Below are 19834 nucleotides of genomic sequence, written 5' to 3'. Positions count from 1 at the left end.
GACTTTCATTTCGACAAATTTGGCGCAGAAATTGTGAGTGATATGGAAGCTGTAGAAATAAGAAAATTAGCCGAAGCAGAAATGAAAAAATACGAATGGGAACCTGTAATCGTTGTCTATGTTGGAAGCTAGTCGAACAATATTGCGTAATAGAAAGGATGAATAAAATGGACAATACTAAATGGGTTTACATTCAATCAGAGCCAGGTCTTTTTACAGTAGGCTTTTATGCACCAGATGGAGAGTGGCATACAGATAGTGACCACGGTATTCGTGAAGATGCTGCAAAGCGTGTGCATTATTTAAACGGCGGTAAAGAGTAGCTAATACACACACAATGCGAGGAGGGAAATGATATATGTTTAAAAAGTATTTAGAGAAACGTAGAAAGCGTAAGGAAAATAAAAGAGTAGTACATCGTTCAATACAAGCAACAACGAATACAAGTCAAATTGATAGCACATTGAACACAATCAATACGGTTAATATGGCTTCAAGCGTTTCGAGTGAACGTTGTGACTCGTATGGTTCAGGTTATGATAGTTATTCAAGTTCAAGTGATTCCAGCAGTTCATCTTCTTGCGATTGAACTACTGCACAATATGAGCAAAAGCTGTAGTGTGTCATGCACTACAGCTTAGAATTGGTGACCCTTTTACGGTTTGTCCTAAAGCATTATATCACAGATTGAAAAACGAGCAAGGTAGGTGCAACATATGAAATGGTTACAGGATTACCAAAGATTAGAGGATGAAATCACATACCTTGAACATAATTTAATTCGTTCTAAAAATGAATTGAAGCGGTGGGTACATGGAGATTTAGCTAAATATAAACTTACTCCAGAATCTCATGGTGCGAAGTTAGAAGAATTAATTGAAGTAATTGAATACGAGCTTGCACATAAAATGAACGATTTATATGATATGCAAAAAATTATGAAAGCATTTAAAGGACTTGAAAGTAACATCATTTATAAAAAATATGTAGAAGGGAAAACGCTTGAAAGAATTGCAGTTGAAGTTGGTTACAGTGCTAGCTATGTGAAAAAAAGACATGCAGAAGTAGTGCGAGCTGTAAAAGTGGTAAAAGAATACAGTTCACTATAAAGGTGTCATAAAAGAGCACTCTTCTAAAGTGCTGAAATTATTGGAAATCCGTTATATTATGGTAATGTCAAGTTACAGCGAGTAACGACAAAACAACTAAATAGACGTTCGCTGGAACGTCAACACTACAGAGTCACATCAAATAAGGTGTGGCTTTTTATTATACTTTCGGTTAAAACTAAGATGAGGTGATAATCAGTGCCGATTAAATGGTATTACGGCGATTGTGGATATAAAGTTCCTTATTATCGTCCTGGAGATAAAGTAATTGCAAAAGCATCTAAACTTGAAGCTACGGTTGTCGAATATGATTTTGGTATTGATGATGTCAAAGTAAAGTATGTACAAGAAACGAATGAACAACGATGGTTAAAAGCTTCTCAAATTGAACCAAATGAACCTTTAGAAGAACAAGCAACACCATATGAAACAATAGAATTATTAGAATCTTATTAGTCACACTCGTTAGAAGTTGTGGCTTTTTATTATGCCTTGAAGACTGTATCAAACAGCCAATTAAATGATAAAGGACTAGTTACGGGTTAGTAAGTATCTCAGGAACATTAGATACCGAATGAGACTGACAGACACTAGTAACCGATAGGGCGGAGTTTGATGCAGTCTTGAAGATATAAGAGAGGGTGATTGAATGGATAAAGAAACAGTTTTAAAACCATTAGAACGATTAATCACTTTACTATCTAATACTGAATATGAATCAGAAGTATTGGAAGTTAAAAAAGAAATAGAATCTATCTGGGATGAAGAAGAGTTCCAGGAATTTGCTAACAATTATGGTAGAGATTGATTTAAGTTGAAAACTAAACAGACTATAAAAGCTAATGAGCAAATCATTGTTTATTATGGAGGGTTAATTATATGTTTTATATCAAACCAGAGGACTTTACAGTCGAAAAATTAACAGTACGAAATGAGTTGATAAAAACACGAATCGAGGAGTGCCAAGTAAAACTCGAAGAAGGGGCATTTCATTATTTTGGTGGATATGAGTTGGAAATTAAATTGTTACAAGAAGAGTATCAACTTAATCGAGAAGTAATTCAAAAGCTTGAACGCAGAGATAACGAATTAAAGGCGTTGTTTACAAGTTTGTCGGCAAACGAAATTACCATCGAGATGAGTTCGGCCAACAAACCACCAAAGATTAAATTGAATGGTCAAGCTATTGATGGCATTATCAGCCTCGATTATAAATACGAAACAAAAGATGAAAAATCACCAGGGCAACACAATTTCGCAGTAAAGTATTGCGATAAAGATTCGCATGTTATTCGTACTGTATCAGTTAACAAAATGTGGGAGGGATGAGCAATGGCATCATTACCAGAAGGAATGATGATTGAACTTGCTATTAATAATAGGACAAGAAAATTGTGCTGGAGCATAAAATTCACAGAAGAATATATTAAACGATCTATGCTAAGTATTCTTGATGAACGTATTGATCGTGCCGAAATAGCAATGAAGTTATGCAAACATACCAAACGAAAGCATCGTTTAACTAAATTACTAGCTGCAATGAAACAGGTGAAAGAGAAATGTATAGATGAGTTGAACAAGATTAACAAAGCTATGTAGATGATTTTTTCTACTTGAAAAGTGGAGGTGGTGTAAATGAAATATGGCTAGAAATACGAACCGTAATAAAGCTTGGAAATACTACCTCAAAAATAAAGGTAAAACAACTCTTAGAGCGATAGCAGCAAAGTATGGTGTTAGTGAAAGCACAATACGTCGATGGAAAAAAGAAGATCGTTGGGATGATGAGCGACCTCCGAGTTCACGAAAGAGATCAGTACGCGGAAGTCCTAAAAGTTCCTCCAAAAAAACAGTTGAATATGAATTAGTTACAAGCAACGGTCTGAATGATAGGCAGTTGTTTTTTTGTATGTATTATGTGAAGTATTGGAACGCTACAAAGGCTTATCAGAAAGCCTATCAATGCGATTATGTAACCGCTAATAGAAACGCTCATCGCATGATGGTAAATGAAGGGATTAGAGAGGAGATAATGCGCTTGAAAAAGCAGTTAGCAGATAGTGTCATGTTGGACGCTAGGCAAGTGTTGCAAAAGTATATTGATATTGCATTTGCTGATATTACTGATTTTGTTGAATTTGGTACAACAACTCACACAACAAAAGAGTATGTTGGTAAGGATGATGAAGGTGAACCAATATACAACGAAGAGACGCATGAGTATTCCTTTGTTGGTTTAAAAGAAGCAGATCAAGTAGATGGCACAATTATTACTGAGGTTAGGAAGGGGAAGGACGGTGTTGCTGTGAAGTTAGCTGATAAGATGGCAGCACTCGCAATGCTTTCTAAGTACACTGATTTGCTGGACGATAACCAGTTGAAACGGTTACGTGAAGAAAAGTTAAAAGTAGATATTAAAGCTACAGAAGCAAAGGCGTGGTAATAATGGCTAAGTATGCAGTATTAAAATCGTTCTATGCATCTCAAGCATGGATACAGTTAAGACTCAATCTAATCAATGAGCGTGGTATAACATGTGAACATTGTAGACAACCAGTAACTAGAACGAAAGATTTAATAGGGCATCATAAGGTTGAGCTTACTCCTGAAAATGTACACGATCATATGATTAGTTTAAATCCACAATTAATAGAGTTAATATGTTTCGACTGTCATAACAAGGAACATAAACGCTTTGGATACTCAGGAGCAAAGGAAGTGTTTATTGTATATGGTCCGCCAATGGCAGGGAAGAAAGTATATGTAGAACAAAATATTGAACGTGGTGATCTTGTGGTTGATATGGATGCGTTATATGCAGCAGTCTCTATGATGCCAGCATATGACAAGCCGGATAACTTATTTAGCAATGTCAATGCTATACACAGTACATTAATTGATAATATCAAGACGCGTTATGGTAAGTGGCACAATGCATGGATTATTGGTGGTTATGCAGACAAATACAAGCGTGAGCGTCTTGCAGAAGAACTAGGAGCAGAGCTTATCTTCTGTGATATAAATCAAGAAGAGTGCTTAAATAGATTACAGCATGATGAAAGCAAACGATACAGACAAGAGGAATATAGCAAATATATTTCAAAATGGTTTGAACAGCACACCCAATAGCCCCCCTATCAATACCAATAATTAAGCATGGGGGGACCGAGAGGGGGACACAAATTCCATACATGGTAAAAATTTTGAAATCGGATTGAGGTTGGTTGAGACATGACTAAAAGTGAAGTTTTTGAAAAAGAAAGGTCGAAGTTAACTGATATTTTCAAAGATGTTGAGGAGTCAAAGAGAAAGCTTGTTGAAGGATTAATTGATGATGCTGCATTCTTAAAAGCGGAAAATTTCGATTTGAAATTATTACTACAGGAAACAGGGATGATTCAAATTCATCCTTCACAACGTCATTTGCAAAAGCCAACAGAAGCAGCTCGACAATATTTAAAAAACGTAAATAGTTACGCTGTAATTATAAAGACACTAAATGGAGTGTTAGCAAAAGGAATTATTGAGGATGATGATGATTTGAGTGAATTTGAATGATGAATAATCAAAATATTTATCCATATTTACAACAATCTTATTTACTTCAATACATTTCTAAATGCAAAGCTGGCGAGATAATTATTGGACAAGAGCTAATGACACAACTTGATATGTTGTTGGAGCATTTTGAGAATGACACTATCAAAATTGACTTTAAAGATGCTCACCAACGTATCAAATTTATAGAAACGCAATGTAAGCACTTTGAAGCGCCTTTTGCAGGTAAACCATTCATATTAGGATTATTTCAAAAAGCGTTTATTGAAGCTATCTATATATTTAAGGTATACGATGAGGAAATTGAGCAATGGATACGCCTTTATCAAGATGTGCTGTATTTGGTAGCTCGTAAAAATGGAAAAACACCTCTCATTTCAGCTATTTCATTAGCTGAATTTTTTTGTGGAGAAATTGGAACGAGGATTTTATGTTCTAGTAATGATTATGAACAAGCTGATTTAATGTTTCAGGCTATAAATTCTATGAGAGAAGAAAGCCGAACTTTAGAAAAGGTGACACGTAGCAATATCAAAGGGATTTTCTTTGGTAATCCAAAAAACAAGAAGAAAACAGGTAAATTCAGTTTACAAAATAAAGGACACATTAAAAAAATATCCGCCAAAACAGGTGCTAAGGAAGGTAAAAATATTCGTGTTGGTGCTATTGATGAAGTCCATGAGTTAAAAGACAACACTTCTGTAATGCCAATTCGACAAGCGGTATCAACTCAGAATGATCCTTTGTATATTGAATTAACAACAGAGGGAATCATCAATGATGGGTACTTAGATGAGCGATTGCGAGAAGCGAGGAAAGTTTTAAATGGAGAGCTTGAACGTCCTCGTTGGTTGATTTGGATGTACACACAAGATAGTGAACAAGAAGTGTGGCAGGATGAAAACTCATGGTCAAAATCTAATCCTGGTCTTGGAGTTATAAAAAAACGCAGCTTCTTGCAAAAAATGATTGAAGAGGCTAAGACGAGTAAGACAATGCGAGTCTTTGTATTATCTAAGGATTTTAATATCAAACAAAATAATGCAACAGCATGGCTTGCTACAGACATTATTGTGAATGAAGAGAATTTTGATATAGAAGAGTTCCGAAATGCATTTGGCATTGGGGCTGTTGATTTATCGAGAACTGGTGACTTAGCATCTGCAAGAATTATGTTAATGCGTCCAGGTGATCCTAAGAAATATATGATTAGAAAATATTTCATTCCTGAATCCAAGCTTGAAAATTTACCAAAGGAAGATAAGCAAAAATTTGAGCAATGGATTAGAGAAGACCGCATAGAAGTTTCACCAGGTAATGAAAATGATTTCCGTTTAGTGACTGCGTGGTTTGTGAAGATATTCCAAACCTATGGAATACGACTCTATAAAATAGGCTATGATAAATGGTCTGCTGTGTACTGGTCAAAAGACATGGAGGATTATGGCTTTGATTTAGTCCGAGTGAGTCAAGATTTTAGTCTATCAGAACCTATGAAACTAGTAGAAAGTGATTTAAAAAGTAAGCTAATAAACTACGGAAATGATCCTATTGATAAATGGTGCTTAGAAAATACAGCATTAAACTTTAATAGCAAAATGGATATTATGCCAGTTAAAGTACAGGGGCAGGATCATAAGAAAATTGACGGAGCGGTGACAATGATTATTGCTTATAAAGTTTACATTGACAATCGTTCTGAATTTACACAATTAGTAGGGAGGTGAGGAAACTGGCACTAAAAGATTTTTTTAAAAAGTTTACACCGTCTAACGGAAATAGAGAGATGCAGCAAGCGAGGATGCTAAATGGCTATAGCCCTATATTTTCGCAGTTTGGAGAAGATGTTTTCGCATCTGATGTAGTTCAGATGTGTGTTGACGTTATTGCAACGGAATGTAGTAAGTTACAGCCTAAACATATACGAATTGATAACAATGGTATGCAACATATCGTCAAAAACAGCATTAACCGATTGTTTAAATTTGCACCAAATGAGCTTATGACTACGAGAGACTTTTTGGAGAAAATTATTTGGCTATTATACACAAATTATAATGCTTTTATTTATCCTATGTATGTTATAAAGGACGATGGCCGAGGCAATCAAACAAGAGAATACATTGGCTTTTACCCTTTAAATCCTACACTTGTTACATTTCTACAAGATCAATCAGAGAAACTTTTTGTAGAAATGTCGTTTGGGAATGGTGATAAATACACTTTAGCTTATTCTGATGTTATTCATCTAAGAAAAAGATTCAGTAGTAATGACGTTATGGGTGGTGACGCTTTTGGTAAGCCGGACAATAGAGCTTTATTAAAGGTGTTGAGTATTAATGATTCATTAATGCAAGGGCTGGAGAAGGGCATGAAAGCAAGTTTGTCGGTGCGAGGAATTATTAAAATTAATACAATGCTAGAAACAGAAGAACAAAAAAAGGAACGTGCACGATTCGAACAAAACATTGCTGATTCTAAAACTGGAATCGTACCAATAGATTTGAAAAATGACTACATTCCAATTAATACTGATCCAAAATTAATAGATAAGGATACACTAGAATTTTTAGATCAGAAAATTTTACGTAATTATGGCGTTTCAACTGCAATCCTCTCGGGCGATTTTAATGATGAGCAATATCAAGCTTTTTATGAAAAAACATTAGAGCCTTTGTTAATTAGTTTAGGACAAGCTTTTTCTAAGACAATTTTCACAGCAAGAGAGTTAGATGTAGGAAACGAAATAATATTTTACCAACGTGAAATGATGTATTTAAGCACTAGTGCAAAAATGAATTTATTAAAAACTGCTGGAGAACAAGGATTATTATCAGATAATCAGAAACTAGCATTGATTGGTTATCCTCCAATTGCCGGAGGGGAAAGACGTACTCAATCCTTGAATTATATTGATGTGAATTTAGCGAATGCTTATCAAATGAGTAAGAAAAATATAGGAACAGAGGGAGGCGATCCAGATGAGCAACAGTAAATTGCCTACGAAAGTTGAGCCTGTAATAAGGCATTTTAGTTTAAAAGATTTAAGGGCGAATGATGAAGGTAATTTTATCGAAGGGCATCCAGCAATCTATGACCAAGTTACAAACATTGGAGGATGGTTTAATGAAGTCATTGAGCGAGGCGCGTTTGATAATTGTAATTTCGATGATGTGTTGTTTAGTGTAAATCATGATCTGAAAAAAATTCCTTTAGCTCGCAGTCGTAGAAATAATGGTAATTCAACGATGCAACTTCAAGTAAATGGAGCAGGGTTATATATTCGAGCGAATCTTGATATAGAAAAAAATAATGAAGCAGGTGCGTTATATAGTGCTGTGAAGAGAGGAGACATCGACGGGATGTCTTTTATTTTTTTTGTAGATCAAGAAAAATGGGAAGAACTGGACAGTGATATGCCTACAAGGCGTATTCAAAAGATTAAAAGAGTAATTGAAGTAAGTGCAGTCAATTTTCCTGCTTATTCAGGAACTGACATAAATGCTCGTGACCAATCTGTGCTGGATAGCGCAGAAAAAACATTGGAGAATGCTAGGTCTCAGTTGGATAACTCGAAAGGCGAGCTTGAAATTTTACAATTAAGAAATCAAATTTTAATGAAAATGGAGGAAGTATAAAATGAAAAAGAAGTTACTTGCACTATTAGCTAAAAAGGAAGAGCGTAAAAAACAATTAGGTAAGACTGCTGAATCAACTGAATCGGTAGCCGAATTACGAAGTATTAATGCAGATTTGGAAACCTTAAATGCTGAGATTGCAGAGTTGCGCAGCATGGTGGATGCTTTGCCTGATGAAAACGAAGAAAAGGGTGAATTAGGTGGACTTGAACCACCTGAACAACGTAATGCTCCGCAAGGTCAAACGAATATCATAGGGACTTATGGTGTTGGTGGTGGTAATGGAAATAGTAATGAATCTCGTTCAGTTGATCCACATGATACGCCTGAATATCGACAAGCCTTCATGCAATATGTAACAAAAGGTATTAAAAATGACCAATTAGAGTTTCGTGCAGATGCTACTACGGGTACAGGCGATATTGGTGTGGTTATTCCAACAACAGTTTTAAATAAAATTGTTGAAAAGATGAAGGATTATGGTCGTATTTGGGCGCGTGTAACTAAAACAAGTATGCAAGGAGGCGTAGAAATACCACTGTCTACTGCAAAACCTGTAGCGACATGGGTAGCGGCTGGTACTATGTCAGATAAGCAAAAGAAAACGGTGCCAGGTAAAATTGTATTCTCCTATCACAAGTTGCAATGTCGAGTAGCAGTAGAGCTTGTGGCGGCTACGGTAGCTATGCCAGTATTTGAGCAAACAATTACTGATAATATTTATGAAGCTATGATTATTGCTCTAGAAGAAGCAATTATTAATGGCAGTGGAACAGGGCAACCATTAGGTATTACAAAAGATTCAAATATACCTACAGAACAAATTATTGATGTTACGCCTGCTGAATATGGAAAGTACAATACTTGGACTGACCTATATGCAAAAATTCCTCGTAGCTATCGAAACGGTGCTGTATTAATTATGGCAGATGCAGATTGGAATAAATATATTGTAGGCATGGTTGATGATGTAGGACAACCTATTGCTCGTGTTAATTATGGCATGGATGGTATCCAAACTGAGCGATTACTAGGAAAAGAGGTTATTCCTATTGAGGATCACTTGCCAAGTATTGATGATGCACAAGAAGGGGACATTGTTGGTATTTTAGTGAAATTGTCTGATTACATGGTGAACAGTAATATGCAGCTATTCTACAAACGTTATTTCAATGAAGACACTGATGAGTATATTAGCAAATCAACTTTAATTTGTGATGGTAAATTAGCTGATCGTAATGGTGTCGTTTTAATTCGTAAAGGCGCTTAAAAAGGATGGTGGGCTGAATGACAACAGATCAATTAGTGATGGAGTGTAAAAAAGGTCTCAATATGTCATTAGAAGCGGATGAAACCATTGATGGAGCCATTAAACAAAAATTATTAGCTGTGAGAGCATATTTACTTGGTGCGGGTGTCGCATCTGGACGATTAGATTCAGATTTAGGAATTGCTGTGACAGTTGTGGGTGTAACAGATTTATGGAATTTAAACGCAGGAGAAATTAAATTTTCTCCTGTTTTTAATACACTCGCAACACAATTAGCACTAGGAGGCTCAACATGAGACGTGATAGTGTTATTTATTTTTTACCCACTAAAATAGTGCAAGATTCAATCGGAAACGAAAAGGAAGAATTCGGAGAGCCAAGAAAGGTACTTGCTGAAAAGAATTCAGTACGACAATCAGAATTTTACCAAGCTGCTACATCTGATTTTAAGCCTGAAATTGTATTTAAAGTGTGGACGCATGAGTATAAGGGTGAAAAATTCCTTAGTTATAAGAATCAAATATACCATATCATTCGTACTTTTGAAAAAAGCTTTAGAGAGCTTGAATTAGTTTGTGAGGTGAAGATTGATGGCAACGCCTATATCGGGAATCGCTGACGAAATAGCAAGGCAATTGAAAAGGTATAATCTTATCTTAAAAGAAGATATAGACGCAGCTTCTAAGGAACTTACTAAAGAGGCTGTGGATGAGCTTAGAAATAGTTCGTTAACACCTAGATTAACAGGTGACTACGCTGAAGGATGGAAACAATCAAAAGTAAAAGGGAATTGGGTGGCTCATAACGAAACTGATTATCAACTTACTCATTTATTAGAAAAGGGACATGCGAAAGTTGGGGGTGGTCGTGTTGACCCGTATCCACACATTGGACCCATTGCTAGAAAAGTAGGCGATAAATTTGAGGAACGAATTGACGATATTGTGAGGTTAAGAGGATGACACTAGAAGAACTTAAACTAAAATTAGATACTCTTGGCTATCCAGTCGCCTATTCACATTTTAATTCAAAAAAAACACCACCATTTATTTGTTATGTTGTTATAAATGGTGACACATTTAATGCAGACAATTCAGTTCTTTCTAAATACACTTATGTGGATATTGAATTGTATGTTGTTGAAAAAAATGAAAATGCAGAGAAAAAAATAGAAGATATGTTAGCAGAAAATGAACTCCCTTGGGATTATAATGAAATTTTCATTCAATCCGAGGGAGTTTTTAAGTGCACATTTTCAATTACTTTAATTAGGAGGAATAATAATGAGTGAAAAAGTTTCATTTGGTTTAAAAAACGTTCATTACGCAAATTATGAGATAGTTGCTGGTGAGCCAGTTTTTGAAAAACCTGTGCCATATCCAGGTGCAGTTGAAATAACTAATGATCCAAAAGGGGAACAAGCAGAATTTTTTGCAGATAATACAACTTATTTTGTAACAGTATCTAATCAAGGTTATGAAGGTTCTTATACATCTGCTGAACTACCAGAAGATTTTCGTGTTAATGTCTTGGGTGAGACGCGTATTAATGGTCTATTAGTCGAAAAAACAACAGCAAAAGTAAAGCCGGTTGCTTTGTTATTTGAATTTGATACTGATAAACGAGCACGTCGTCATGCTTTATTAAATGTAACCTTTAATCGCCCTTCATTTGGTTCCAAAACGAAAGAAACATCAGCAGAAGTTAATACAAATGAATTGACATATGCAGCAGCACCATTAAATGAAATAACAAAGGTAACAACATCAGATGTAACGCCAGCAGAAGTTTATGATAACTGGTATGAAGAAGTCCAATATGAATATATGACAACACCTATAGACCAGACTCCATTAACTGTGACGGTTGTTCCTGCTGATGAGGCAACGGATGTCTCTACTACGACTCATATTGTATGGACGTTTAATAAAGCTATTAGAGATACAGATATGACAAGTGCAAATTTTGTTGTTATGGATTCAACTAGTGAAATTACTGGAACATTATCATTAAGTACAGATAAAACAACAGTAACATTTGCACCAACAGCACCTTTAGTAGTATCTACTTCATATGTAGCGATTGCAACTAAAAACATCAAAGATGCTAGTGGTAATTCGTTAGCAGCTAATAACATGACAAACTTCACTACGGAGGTTTAATCAATGGAAATTACATTAACTATTGACAGTAAACAAATACCTTTTAAATCAAATGGCGCAGTCACAAAACGTTATATGATGCAATTTCAACGTGATATGTTGAAAGATATTTTAAGTATGGGTGTTACAGAGAAAAGTTTCGATGACATGTCAGAAGGTGAAAAAATCGCATGGATGCGTGATAACATTGACTTCAACATGTTTTACGATATTGCATGGGTATTTGCAAAGACAGCAAACAATGAAGTTCCAGATCCGCTGGCTTGGCTAGAATCCTTTGATGTGTTCCCGATTTTAGAAATTATTGAGCCGTTGCAAGGATTACTCGAAAAAACAATAGGTTCTAAAAAAAAGTAATAACTAACAGTGCTAATAGTACAACTGGTCATATTAGCACTGAACAATTTTTAGTGTTGTGTCGTGAATGTAATCTTTCACATGATGATTTGGAAACGATGACTTTTGGTATGTGTTTAGATTACATTGATGAATATTTAGAAATGAAAAATCCAAATAAAGAAAATAAGAATATACGCAAAGCATCACAGGCGGATTTCGATTCATTCTAACACTTGCCTTTTGGCAGGTGTTTTTTGTTTGACTAAAAGGTAGGTGAGAGGAATGGCAAATAACAGAATCAAAGGTATTACAATAGAACTTGGCGCTGATACAACAGGTTTAACAGATGCGCTGAAAGATGTAAATAAAGAAAGTAGTAAGGTGCAAAGTGAACTAAAAGAAGTAGAACGAGCCTTAAAATTTGATCCAGGTAATACAGAGCTAATAGCTCAAAAACAACAGCTTTTAGCAGAACAAATACAAAACACAAGCCAAAAATTGGACGTCTTAAAAGAAGCTCAATCACAGGTTGAAGCTCAATTCCAACGTGGGGATATTGGAGCGGAACAATATAGAGCATTCCAACGTGAACTAGCGACAACCGAAGCTCAATTACGACAGTATCAAAATCAAATGGATGCAACGGCAGCCAATCAAGATCGTTTAGCTCGTACTACAGGAGAACTATCAGCATTTTTTCAGGCAACTGGTACAGAAGTTAACCAATTCGCTGATGTCCTAGGTACACGTTTATCTAATGCTATTAGGGATGGTTCTGCAACCTCGGACGAAATGAATCGTGCTTTGCGTTTAATGGGGCAACATGCTTTAGGTGCTGGTGCGGATATTGACCAAATGAGACAGGCTTTAAGACGTGCCAGTGAGGGCGCTAATCTCGATGAAGTAAGACAAGATTTAGCGCGAATCACTCAAGAAGCTAATCAAGCTGAGGATGCAGTAAATGGTTTTGGACAAGAATTATCGGGTGTTGTTGCAGGTTTAGCGGCAGGTGGAGGCATTGCAGGAGTTTTAAGTCAAGCATTAGATGTTGCTAGTTTAAATACTCAGATTGATATATCTATGAATCTGAATGAAGCCGATACAAAAGCAGTTAGACAGTCCATCATGGAAACGACAGCCGCGATTGGTGATGAAGAGGCTGCATACGAGGGTGTACGAAGACAGTTATCGTTGAATAAAGATGCGTCTATGGAAACTAACCAAGAAATCATAAAAGGTGCGGCTACTATTGCGTATGCATACAAGGAAATAGACTTCAAAGAGTTGATTCAAGAATCGCATGAGATTGGGAAAGAACTTGGTATTTCGCAAAAGGAAGCTTTAGGACTTGTAAATGGTTTGCTTGATGTTGGATTTCCACCAGAGCAGCTAGATATTATTGCTGAGTATGGCAGTCAACTAAAAATGGCGGGGTATACGGCTGAACAGATTCAAGGAATAATGGCAGCAGGAGTCGACACGGGAACTTGGAATATCGACATATTAATGGACGGATTGAAAGAAGGGCGCATCGTCGCTGCTGAATTCGGTCAGGGTATTGATAAATCTATGCAAGATGCAATAAAAGGTACAAATATCAGTGCTCAACAATTAGAAAAGTGGGGTCAAGCAGTAGCTACAGGTGGTCAAGAAGGCGTTAAAGCTATGCAAGAAATGAACTTAGCGCTTTCGTTAATTGATGACGATACCAAGCGTAATGAAATAGGCGTAAAGATGTATGGTACGCTTTGGGAAGAGCAAGGCGGCAAGATATCACAAACTATTCAAGGCATGAATGAGCATATCAGGACAGCGGCACAAAACACTAAAGAATTAAATAGTGATACAGCTAAACTTGAGTCCGATCCTGCATATCAACTAGCAGTAGCAATAGGTAATATAAAGGAAGCATTAGCGCCTGTATTAGCAAGTATTGCAGAATTTGTTGCCAAAATAGCTGAATGGGTCAGTAATAATGCAGAATTAACAGCTGCAATTGTCGCGATAGTTTCTACAATAGGTATTCTTGTAGGTTTATTTGCTGCGTTAATGCCAGCTATAGGAGGACTTGTCACCGCATGGCCCGCATTAGTTGCCGCAATTGGAACTATATCAGCACCTATAGCATTGGTCGTCGCCGCAATAGCAGGAATAGGCATTGCTTTAGTGGCAGCATATCAAAATTCTGAGACGTTTCGGGAAAATGTACAAGTAGTTTTTTCAAAAATAAAAGAAATTGCAGTCACAGTCTTTGAGGCAGTGGCTTCTTTTATTGGAGAAAAAATTGCACAGATAAAACAATTTTGGGATCAAAATGGAGCTCAAATTTTGCAAGCTGCACAAAATTTATTTAAGGGAATACTTTCAGTAATCGAATTTTGTATGCCAGCAGCGCAATTAATTATAGAAACAGTATGGACAGCAATAAAAAATGTGATTGATGGAGCGCTAAACATTATAATGGGCGCAATTAAAATTTTTTCAGGATTATTTACAGGAGATTTTTCAAAAATGTGGGAAGGCGTAAAACAAATCTTTAAAGGAGCCATTGATTTAGTTGTTGGTTGGATGACTCTTTCGTTCTTCGGTGGTATCAAAACTATTGTTATGAATCTCGCTAAAACAGGTGTAAGCCTATTAAAAGGCATGTGGGACGACATAGTAAAATTCTTTACCTCTATGGGTTCAAAAGCGTCCTCCACAGTTTCTAGTTTTTCGACTTCTGTGCTTAATTTCTTTAAAAATTTGGCTACGAATGCAGGTAGCACCATCTCTAATATGGTTACATCTGTAATAAATTTTGTTAAAAATCTTGCTACCAATTTTGTAAATACAGTTTCTACTATGCGGACAAACGTAGTTAATAAAATGACTGAAATTAAAGATGGCATGATAGAAAAAGTAAAATCGTTACCTGCACGATTTAAATCCATCGGTGAAGATATTATTAATGGTCTTATAAAAGGTATTTCAGCTATGACAACCAATGCACTTGAAGCAATTACTGGTGTTGTGGATGGCGTAGTAAATAAAGCAAAGAGTTTATTAGGAATTAAATCACCATCAAGAGTATTTGCTCAAATTGGTGCATGGACAGCTCAAGGATGGGCAATAGGTATTGAAGAGAAAGGCAACATGGTAAAAAATGCAGTGAGCGATATTGCCCTTACCGCACAAGATATTGCAGAGCACTATGTAAATGAAGAGAAGAAATTACGTAGTGGTGCCAATTCAGAGATTGCAAAAATTGAAAAAGACAAGGCTACTGAAATTGCTAAAATCGAAAAACGCATGCATGAAGATGTTTCGAAAGCTCAACGTGCAGCTTCTAGTAAAAAGAAAAAGACTACACAAGATGATGCGCTTAAAATCCAAAGAATTAAAGAAGATGCAGCTGCTAAAATATTAAAATTAGAAACTTCTTCTGATGAAAAAATTAAGAGTCTGAAATCAAAGTCGACAAAAGAAATCGTTGAACTTGAAAGCAAAATGAATAAAGATTTGCTAGAAGAAACGAAACGTTATATTGACGATAAAAAGTCGTTAGATCAACTATCGTTGGTAGAAGAATCTCAAATTTGGGAACAATCTATGAAACTATTTGCGGAAGGTACTCAAGAACGTATAAAAGCTCAACAAGAGTACAAAAAAGCTGTAGAATCCGTGAACAAAGAGATTACAGGTATCAATGGTGACTATTCCTCAAGAGTAATAAAAATCAATGAAGATTTAATTAAAAGTGAAGAAGCTGTTACCAAGGCATATGATGACGAGTTGGATAAACGCACTAAATCCTATTTTTCATGGAAAGGACTTTTTGAAGAGTTCAAAGTTGAAATGGGTATAACTGGAGAGCAATTAATAGCTAATCTATTTTCGCAAGTAGATGGTTTTAAATTGTGGCAAAAGGAAATTGAAAAAATCTCAGGTAGAGCAATTGATAAAGGTTTACTTGAAGAATTACGCCAGATGGGTCCTAATGCTTTGCCAGAGTTAATTGCTCTTAATCAACTAACTGACTCGCAATTACAACAATACAGCGATTTATATAAAGAAAAGTCAAAACAGGCACGTACACAAGCAGAAACTGAGCTTAAAGGTATGAAAGATGATGCAGACAAACGAATTTCAGAACTAAGAAAGGCAGCTAATGACCAACTTGATACGTTGAAAAAAGAATGGAATGACAAGATTAAATCATTAACAAAATCTACATCTACAGAGTTATCCACTCTAGAACAAATTGGAGTAGATGCAGGTAATGGTTTATTAAATGGTCTCTCTTCTACATCTGAATCCATTCGAAAGAAAGCTTTAGAAATCGCTGAATCAGTAAGTAAAACAATTTCTGGAGCACTTAAAATTAAGTCTCCTAGTAGGGTTACGATGGGCTTTGGTGTAAATATCAACGAGGGTTTAATTAAAGGTATTGAACAGTCTCAAAGTAAGCTACAAGGGGCTATGAATAGTGTGTATGGTTCATTAGCAAGTAGTGCGAATAAGTCTCAAGCAAATCAAATAGCACAACAGCAACAAATTATTAACCAATCAAGCAACACAGATTTGTCAGGGTTAATTGCTGCTATTGTCCAGTTAGCCTCACGTCCAGTAGAGGCAGCACTATATGTGGATGGTCAACCAATGGCTAATGCAATAACACCATTTGTAAGTAATATTATGGGAAATGATTATAATTCAGCACTAAGAAAAAGCGGGTGGAAACAATGATTGTAACAAGTCTAGCTGAGGATACAGAATTGTTAGTTGATTATCATAGTTTAAAAAGAACAAGAAAGACTAACAGTGATTATTCAATTTCATTTGTTATTTTAAGGACAGAAAAAAATTTACATTCATATACACTTGTAGAAGAAGAAAGTATTATTAAATACGATGGACAGCAATATCGAATAAAAGATGTGACAGAAGTACTTGCAGGTGTAACGCCTATAAAAACAGTACAAGCGGATCACATCTTTTTTGATTTGGTTGATACCTATAAATATGATTATTTAGAGAATACACAGCATCTACAGACATGCCTAACATTTGTGTTAGATGGGACAGAATACACATTTGAGGTTATTGACTCGTTTTCCAGTGCTGTTTTTGACAAGTTTGGGGATGACAATGCATTGTCATTGGTTCAAAAAGCCTTAAATGTTTTTGGCGCAGAAGTACAAATCAACAATAAACATTTAAAATTTTATCGACAAATTGGTACAGATACAGAAACGCAAATACGCTATGGTTATAATGTCAAAGCGTTAGAAAAGTACGTAAATACAAATAATCTTTCCACTCGTATTCGAGGGTTTGGAAAGAAAAATGAGGATGGTAGTTACGTTGTAACAGCTGAGTACATTTCGCCCAATGCTTCCATTTATGGTATTCGTGATGCAAAGCCAGTCTATGACGAACGTTACACCGTCTACGAGGAATTATTAGCCAGAATTAAATCAGAGCTAATAGACGAGCCTCAAGTGAGTTTTAAAGTCGATGCCTTAGAGCTTAAAAAAATGGGCGTACTTACAGAGCAATTAAATGAAGGTGATAGGGTCTTTGTTATATATGAACCACTAGGCATTGATTTAATAGCGAGAGTACTTGAAATAGTAGATTATCCTGAATCACCGAAGCCAGCCGAGTACACTTTCGGCAATTTCAGAAATAACTTTACTAATGAAATGGCAGGATTCCAGAAGACGAAAGATAATTTAGATGCTATTTTAACTGGTAAACAAAAATTACCTTACAACGTATTGGATGATGCTGTATTACGAGCTACAGAAGCTTTAACATCAGCTATGACCGAGTTAGTTTTTGATAATGGTATTATTGCTCGCGATCCATCTAATCCAAATAGATTAGTATTAATTAATTCTAAGGGTATTGGAATCAGTGACAACGGAGGAGCTACATTTAAAGAAGCCATAACAGCAGATGGATTTGTTTTATCTGCTGGAGCAATCGGGCAGTTAAAAGCTAATAATATTGATGTCACAGGACTGATAATGTCTATAAATGATGAAGGTACGACTACCATAGATGGCGGTCGTATCACAACAAATAGTATTGATGTACAAAAACTTATGGCTGGTATATTAACAGGTTTTATTATTCAAACGGATGATAATCCATTCGCCCCACGTATTTATATGGGCGGGTCTAGATTCGAAGCTTCAAATGGCGATAATATCATCACGATAGACACGGAAGCTTGGGGAGCCAGTACAGCATTAATTTTGAAAAATGGGTCTTCTATACTTACGATGCAAACTTACGATGATAGAACTTCATTCACAGGAACAGGCGAAATAGAGATATGGAATCCGGGTGGATTGTATGTTGTGACCGATTTAAATGTAGCTGGCTCAAAAAATGCAACTGTAACAACATCAATTGGTAATGTAAATGTTAGTGCATATGAAACAGCAGAGTACTATTTTGGTGATCTTGGCAGAGATGAAATTGTGGATGGTCAATGCATTATAGAAATAGAATCATTGTTTAAAGAAACAGTAAATACAAATATTGATTACGAGGTTTTCCTCACGCCTTATGGACGTGGGGTTATTTATGTTGATTCAGAAGAAATGACATCAGAACATTTTATTGTTCGAGGGGATGACATTCCATTTGCTTACGAGATCAAAGCAAAACGTAAAGGGTATGAGGACGTCCGGTTGGAATTAACACACGAAAGCGAGGTAGAGGACATTGTACAAAATGCTTCGCAAAAATAAAGATGGTAGTATCGAAACCTTTCATGTTGAAGATTTAAAAACTAAACAGATGCTAGACACCGAACGCAAGAAAGAAAGGTTTCTAAAATCAATTGTGATTACTGAAAACAACAGGAAAAATGATCTCAGGTTACGTCAAAAATTAGCCGGTGATTTACGTAAAATTAAGATTGCTAGAAAAGAGGTGCTGTGATGATTATTCAATTATCAAATGGTACTCAGTATGACATCTCAGATTATGGCTTAAAACGATTGTTTCATCGTATACCATCATTAGATATAAATCACATTACCGAACCTGTAGAAAGAAGAGGAAATATAGTAGTAGGTACTCAATATCAACAAAGAGTAATAACAGTAACAATTTTGTATATTGTTAAAGATATTTTCAGTTATGACTTACTACGAGACGAATTAAATGCTTTGTTCGCAAGAGATGAGGCATTTTATATCCTATTCAAGCGTGAACATTGGAAACGATATAAAGTACGTTTAGCACAGCAATTTTTGATAGAACCAAATCAAAGTATGGAAAGCTTTGAACTTCAATTCAGGATGGATGATCTATTTGCCGAGTCGGTAGGTACTTCGCTAGATCTACAGAATCGTGGGGAGTGGGATGCAGATATTTGGGGATTTGGTTCAGGTATTAATTATGATACGCAATACAAATATACATTCAATACAAATAATTTTGTGGTGAAAAACATCGGTAATCATACAGTTGATCCATGTATATCAAATTTAGAAATCACATTGAAAGGAACGTTTGGAAGTTTTGCGCAAATCACAAATTATACAACTGGTGATGTATACCGATTCAATAATGCTTTGTCATCATCGGATACTTTAAAACTCATAGGTATACAAACCCTGAAAAATAGTTTAAGTGCTTTTAAGCACACTAATCATAAACTATTAACCTTAGTACCAGGAGATAACATTATAACTGTCGATGGTGGTACTGTAGATATTGCTATTTTTGATTTCCGATTTTTATATAAATAGGAAG

The 19834-nt window shown here is 35.7% G+C and carries 24 protein-coding genes; all 24 read left to right on the top strand.

Translation table 11 applies throughout. The features are described 5' to 3' along the window. The first annotated feature begins 167 nt into the window (after window positions 1-167). Window positions 168-323 carry a hypothetical protein gene (locus AC1RNS_RS08260; protein ID WP_492991827.1) on the top strand — a complete coding sequence of 52 codons (156 nt, stop codon included), beginning with the start codon at window positions 168-170 and terminating at the stop codon, window positions 321-323. Between the two features lie 35 nt (window positions 324-358). Then, window positions 359-589: a hypothetical protein gene (locus tag AC1RNS_RS08255; RefSeq protein ID WP_492991825.1), complete on the top strand. Its 231-nt coding sequence runs from the start codon at window positions 359-361 to the stop codon at window positions 587-589. 127 nt (window positions 590-716) lie between these two features. After that, window positions 717-1109, top strand: coding sequence for a hypothetical protein (locus AC1RNS_RS08250; RefSeq protein WP_492991824.1), 393 nt, complete (start codon window positions 717-719; stop codon window positions 1107-1109). Between the two features lie 198 nt (window positions 1110-1307). Then, complete coding sequence (locus AC1RNS_RS08245; RefSeq protein ID WP_492991823.1) at window positions 1308-1565, top strand: hypothetical protein; 258 nt, start codon at window positions 1308-1310, stop codon at window positions 1563-1565. A 193-nt stretch (window positions 1566-1758) separates the two neighbouring features. Continuing rightward, window positions 1759-1917 carry a hypothetical protein gene (locus tag AC1RNS_RS08240; protein WP_492991822.1) on the top strand — a complete coding sequence of 53 codons (159 nt, stop codon included), beginning with the start codon at window positions 1759-1761 and terminating at the stop codon, window positions 1915-1917. Between the two features lie 71 nt (window positions 1918-1988). Beyond that, window positions 1989-2438 (top strand): hypothetical protein, encoded by a 450-nt coding sequence (locus AC1RNS_RS08235; RefSeq protein ID WP_492991820.1) that lies wholly within the window; start codon window positions 1989-1991, stop codon window positions 2436-2438. Window positions 2439-2441: 3 nt separating this feature from the next. Continuing rightward, window positions 2442-2708, top strand: coding sequence for a hypothetical protein (locus tag AC1RNS_RS08230; protein WP_492991819.1), 267 nt, complete (start codon window positions 2442-2444; stop codon window positions 2706-2708). Window positions 2709-2751: 43 nt separating this feature from the next. Beyond that, a complete protein-coding gene (locus AC1RNS_RS08225) occupies window positions 2752-3552 on the top strand; it encodes a terminase small subunit (RefSeq protein ID WP_492991818.1) in 801 nt (266 codons plus the stop codon). 2 nt (window positions 3553-3554) lie between these two features. Next, complete coding sequence (locus AC1RNS_RS08220; protein ID WP_492991817.1) at window positions 3555-4238, top strand: HNH endonuclease signature motif containing protein; 684 nt, start codon at window positions 3555-3557, stop codon at window positions 4236-4238. A 102-nt stretch (window positions 4239-4340) separates the two neighbouring features. Then, the gene (locus AC1RNS_RS08215) at window positions 4341-4667 is read left to right on the top strand and encodes a hypothetical protein (protein WP_492991816.1); all 327 of its coding nucleotides are present in this window, start codon (window positions 4341-4343) and stop codon (window positions 4665-4667) included. Continuing rightward, window positions 4664-6394: a terminase large subunit gene (locus AC1RNS_RS08210; protein WP_492991815.1), complete on the top strand. Its 1731-nt coding sequence runs from the start codon at window positions 4664-4666 to the stop codon at window positions 6392-6394. The genes AC1RNS_RS08215 and AC1RNS_RS08210 overlap by 4 nt, the downstream gene beginning before the upstream one ends. A 74-nt stretch (window positions 6395-6468) precedes the next feature. Next, window positions 6469-7662, top strand: coding sequence for a phage portal protein (locus AC1RNS_RS08205; RefSeq protein WP_492991814.1), 1194 nt, complete (start codon window positions 6469-6471; stop codon window positions 7660-7662). Continuing rightward, window positions 7649-8305: an HK97 family phage prohead protease gene (locus AC1RNS_RS08200; RefSeq protein WP_492991813.1), complete on the top strand. Its 657-nt coding sequence runs from the start codon at window positions 7649-7651 to the stop codon at window positions 8303-8305. Before AC1RNS_RS08205 ends, AC1RNS_RS08200 begins: the two co-directional genes overlap by 14 nt. Window position 8306: 1 nt before the next feature. Beyond that, window positions 8307-9575 (top strand): phage major capsid protein, encoded by a 1269-nt coding sequence (locus tag AC1RNS_RS08195; protein ID WP_492991812.1) that lies wholly within the window; start codon window positions 8307-8309, stop codon window positions 9573-9575. A gap of 17 nt (window positions 9576-9592) precedes the next feature. Continuing rightward, window positions 9593-9871 carry a hypothetical protein gene (locus AC1RNS_RS08190; protein WP_492991810.1) on the top strand — a complete coding sequence of 93 codons (279 nt, stop codon included), beginning with the start codon at window positions 9593-9595 and terminating at the stop codon, window positions 9869-9871. Then, entirely contained in the window at window positions 9868-10194 is a 327-nt protein-coding gene (locus tag AC1RNS_RS08185) for a head-tail adaptor protein (protein ID WP_492991809.1), read from the top strand. The genes AC1RNS_RS08190 and AC1RNS_RS08185 overlap by 4 nt, the downstream gene beginning before the upstream one ends. Next, a complete protein-coding gene (locus AC1RNS_RS08180) occupies window positions 10166-10537 on the top strand; it encodes an HK97 gp10 family phage protein (RefSeq protein ID WP_492991808.1) in 372 nt (123 codons plus the stop codon). The genes AC1RNS_RS08185 and AC1RNS_RS08180 overlap by 29 nt, the downstream gene beginning before the upstream one ends. Then, window positions 10534-10866: a hypothetical protein gene (locus AC1RNS_RS08175; RefSeq protein WP_492991807.1), complete on the top strand. Its 333-nt coding sequence runs from the start codon at window positions 10534-10536 to the stop codon at window positions 10864-10866. The genes AC1RNS_RS08180 and AC1RNS_RS08175 overlap by 4 nt, the downstream gene beginning before the upstream one ends. Beyond that, complete coding sequence (locus tag AC1RNS_RS08170; RefSeq protein WP_492991806.1) at window positions 10859-11737, top strand: major tail protein; 879 nt, start codon at window positions 10859-10861, stop codon at window positions 11735-11737. The genes AC1RNS_RS08175 and AC1RNS_RS08170 overlap by 8 nt, the downstream gene beginning before the upstream one ends. Before the next feature lie 3 nt (window positions 11738-11740). Next, entirely contained in the window at window positions 11741-12094 is a 354-nt protein-coding gene (locus AC1RNS_RS08165; RefSeq protein ID WP_492991804.1) for a hypothetical protein, read from the top strand. A 264-nt stretch (window positions 12095-12358) separates the two neighbouring features. Continuing rightward, the gene (locus tag AC1RNS_RS08160; RefSeq protein WP_492991802.1) at window positions 12359-16804 is read left to right on the top strand and encodes a hypothetical protein; all 4446 of its coding nucleotides are present in this window, start codon (window positions 12359-12361) and stop codon (window positions 16802-16804) included. After that, window positions 16801-18822 carry a phage tail protein gene (locus AC1RNS_RS08155; protein ID WP_492991799.1) on the top strand — a complete coding sequence of 674 codons (2022 nt, stop codon included), beginning with the start codon at window positions 16801-16803 and terminating at the stop codon, window positions 18820-18822. Before AC1RNS_RS08160 ends, AC1RNS_RS08155 begins: the two co-directional genes overlap by 4 nt. Then, entirely contained in the window at window positions 18806-19015 is a 210-nt protein-coding gene (locus AC1RNS_RS08150) for a hypothetical protein (RefSeq protein WP_492991798.1), read from the top strand. The genes AC1RNS_RS08155 and AC1RNS_RS08150 overlap by 17 nt, the downstream gene beginning before the upstream one ends. After that, the gene (locus AC1RNS_RS08145; RefSeq protein WP_492991797.1) at window positions 19015-19830 is read left to right on the top strand and encodes a phage tail family protein; all 816 of its coding nucleotides are present in this window, start codon (window positions 19015-19017) and stop codon (window positions 19828-19830) included. The genes AC1RNS_RS08150 and AC1RNS_RS08145 overlap by 1 nt, the downstream gene beginning before the upstream one ends. Window positions 19831-19834: the final 4 nt, after the last annotated feature.

It is taken from the genome of Lysinibacillus sp. GW821-FHT14F06, from assembly GCF_058803665.1.
Note: the sequence above shows the minus strand (reverse complement) of the source record. Positions and strands in the feature narration are given on the sequence as shown.

Coding starts and splice junctions, on each gene's coding strand:
- AC1RNS_RS08165 (WP_492991804.1), top strand. CDS start 11,741: ATGGAAATTACATTAACTATTGACAGTAAACAAATACCTTTTAAATCA.
- AC1RNS_RS08230 (WP_492991819.1), top strand. CDS start 2,442: ATGGCATCATTACCAGAAGGAATGATGATTGAACTTGCTATTAATAAT.
- AC1RNS_RS08260 (WP_492991827.1), top strand. CDS start 168: ATGGACAATACTAAATGGGTTTACATTCAATCAGAGCCAGGTCTTTTT.
- AC1RNS_RS08210 (WP_492991815.1), top strand. CDS start 4,664: ATGATGAATAATCAAAATATTTATCCATATTTACAACAATCTTATTTA.
- AC1RNS_RS08240 (WP_492991822.1), top strand. CDS start 1,759: ATGGATAAAGAAACAGTTTTAAAACCATTAGAACGATTAATCACTTTA.
- AC1RNS_RS08160 (WP_492991802.1), top strand. CDS start 12,359: ATGGCAAATAACAGAATCAAAGGTATTACAATAGAACTTGGCGCTGAT.
- AC1RNS_RS08250 (WP_492991824.1), top strand. CDS start 717: ATGAAATGGTTACAGGATTACCAAAGATTAGAGGATGAAATCACATAC.
- AC1RNS_RS08170 (WP_492991806.1), top strand. CDS start 10,859: ATGAGTGAAAAAGTTTCATTTGGTTTAAAAAACGTTCATTACGCAAAT.
- AC1RNS_RS08190 (WP_492991810.1), top strand. CDS start 9,593: ATGACAACAGATCAATTAGTGATGGAGTGTAAAAAAGGTCTCAATATG.
- AC1RNS_RS08185 (WP_492991809.1), top strand. CDS start 9,868: ATGAGACGTGATAGTGTTATTTATTTTTTACCCACTAAAATAGTGCAA.
- AC1RNS_RS08150 (WP_492991798.1), top strand. CDS start 18,806: ATGCTTCGCAAAAATAAAGATGGTAGTATCGAAACCTTTCATGTTGAA.
- AC1RNS_RS08145 (WP_492991797.1), top strand. CDS start 19,015: ATGATTATTCAATTATCAAATGGTACTCAGTATGACATCTCAGATTAT.
- AC1RNS_RS08205 (WP_492991814.1), top strand. CDS start 6,469: ATGCTAAATGGCTATAGCCCTATATTTTCGCAGTTTGGAGAAGATGTT.
- AC1RNS_RS08175 (WP_492991807.1), top strand. CDS start 10,534: ATGACACTAGAAGAACTTAAACTAAAATTAGATACTCTTGGCTATCCA.
- AC1RNS_RS08195 (WP_492991812.1), top strand. CDS start 8,307: ATGAAAAAGAAGTTACTTGCACTATTAGCTAAAAAGGAAGAGCGTAAA.
- AC1RNS_RS08180 (WP_492991808.1), top strand. CDS start 10,166: ATGGCAACGCCTATATCGGGAATCGCTGACGAAATAGCAAGGCAATTG.
- AC1RNS_RS08155 (WP_492991799.1), top strand. CDS start 16,801: ATGATTGTAACAAGTCTAGCTGAGGATACAGAATTGTTAGTTGATTAT.
- AC1RNS_RS08235 (WP_492991820.1), top strand. CDS start 1,989: ATGTTTTATATCAAACCAGAGGACTTTACAGTCGAAAAATTAACAGTA.
- AC1RNS_RS08225 (WP_492991818.1), top strand. CDS start 2,752: ATGGCTAGAAATACGAACCGTAATAAAGCTTGGAAATACTACCTCAAA.
- AC1RNS_RS08215 (WP_492991816.1), top strand. CDS start 4,341: ATGACTAAAAGTGAAGTTTTTGAAAAAGAAAGGTCGAAGTTAACTGAT.
- AC1RNS_RS08255 (WP_492991825.1), top strand. CDS start 359: ATGTTTAAAAAGTATTTAGAGAAACGTAGAAAGCGTAAGGAAAATAAA.
- AC1RNS_RS08200 (WP_492991813.1), top strand. CDS start 7,649: ATGAGCAACAGTAAATTGCCTACGAAAGTTGAGCCTGTAATAAGGCAT.
- AC1RNS_RS08220 (WP_492991817.1), top strand. CDS start 3,555: ATGGCTAAGTATGCAGTATTAAAATCGTTCTATGCATCTCAAGCATGG.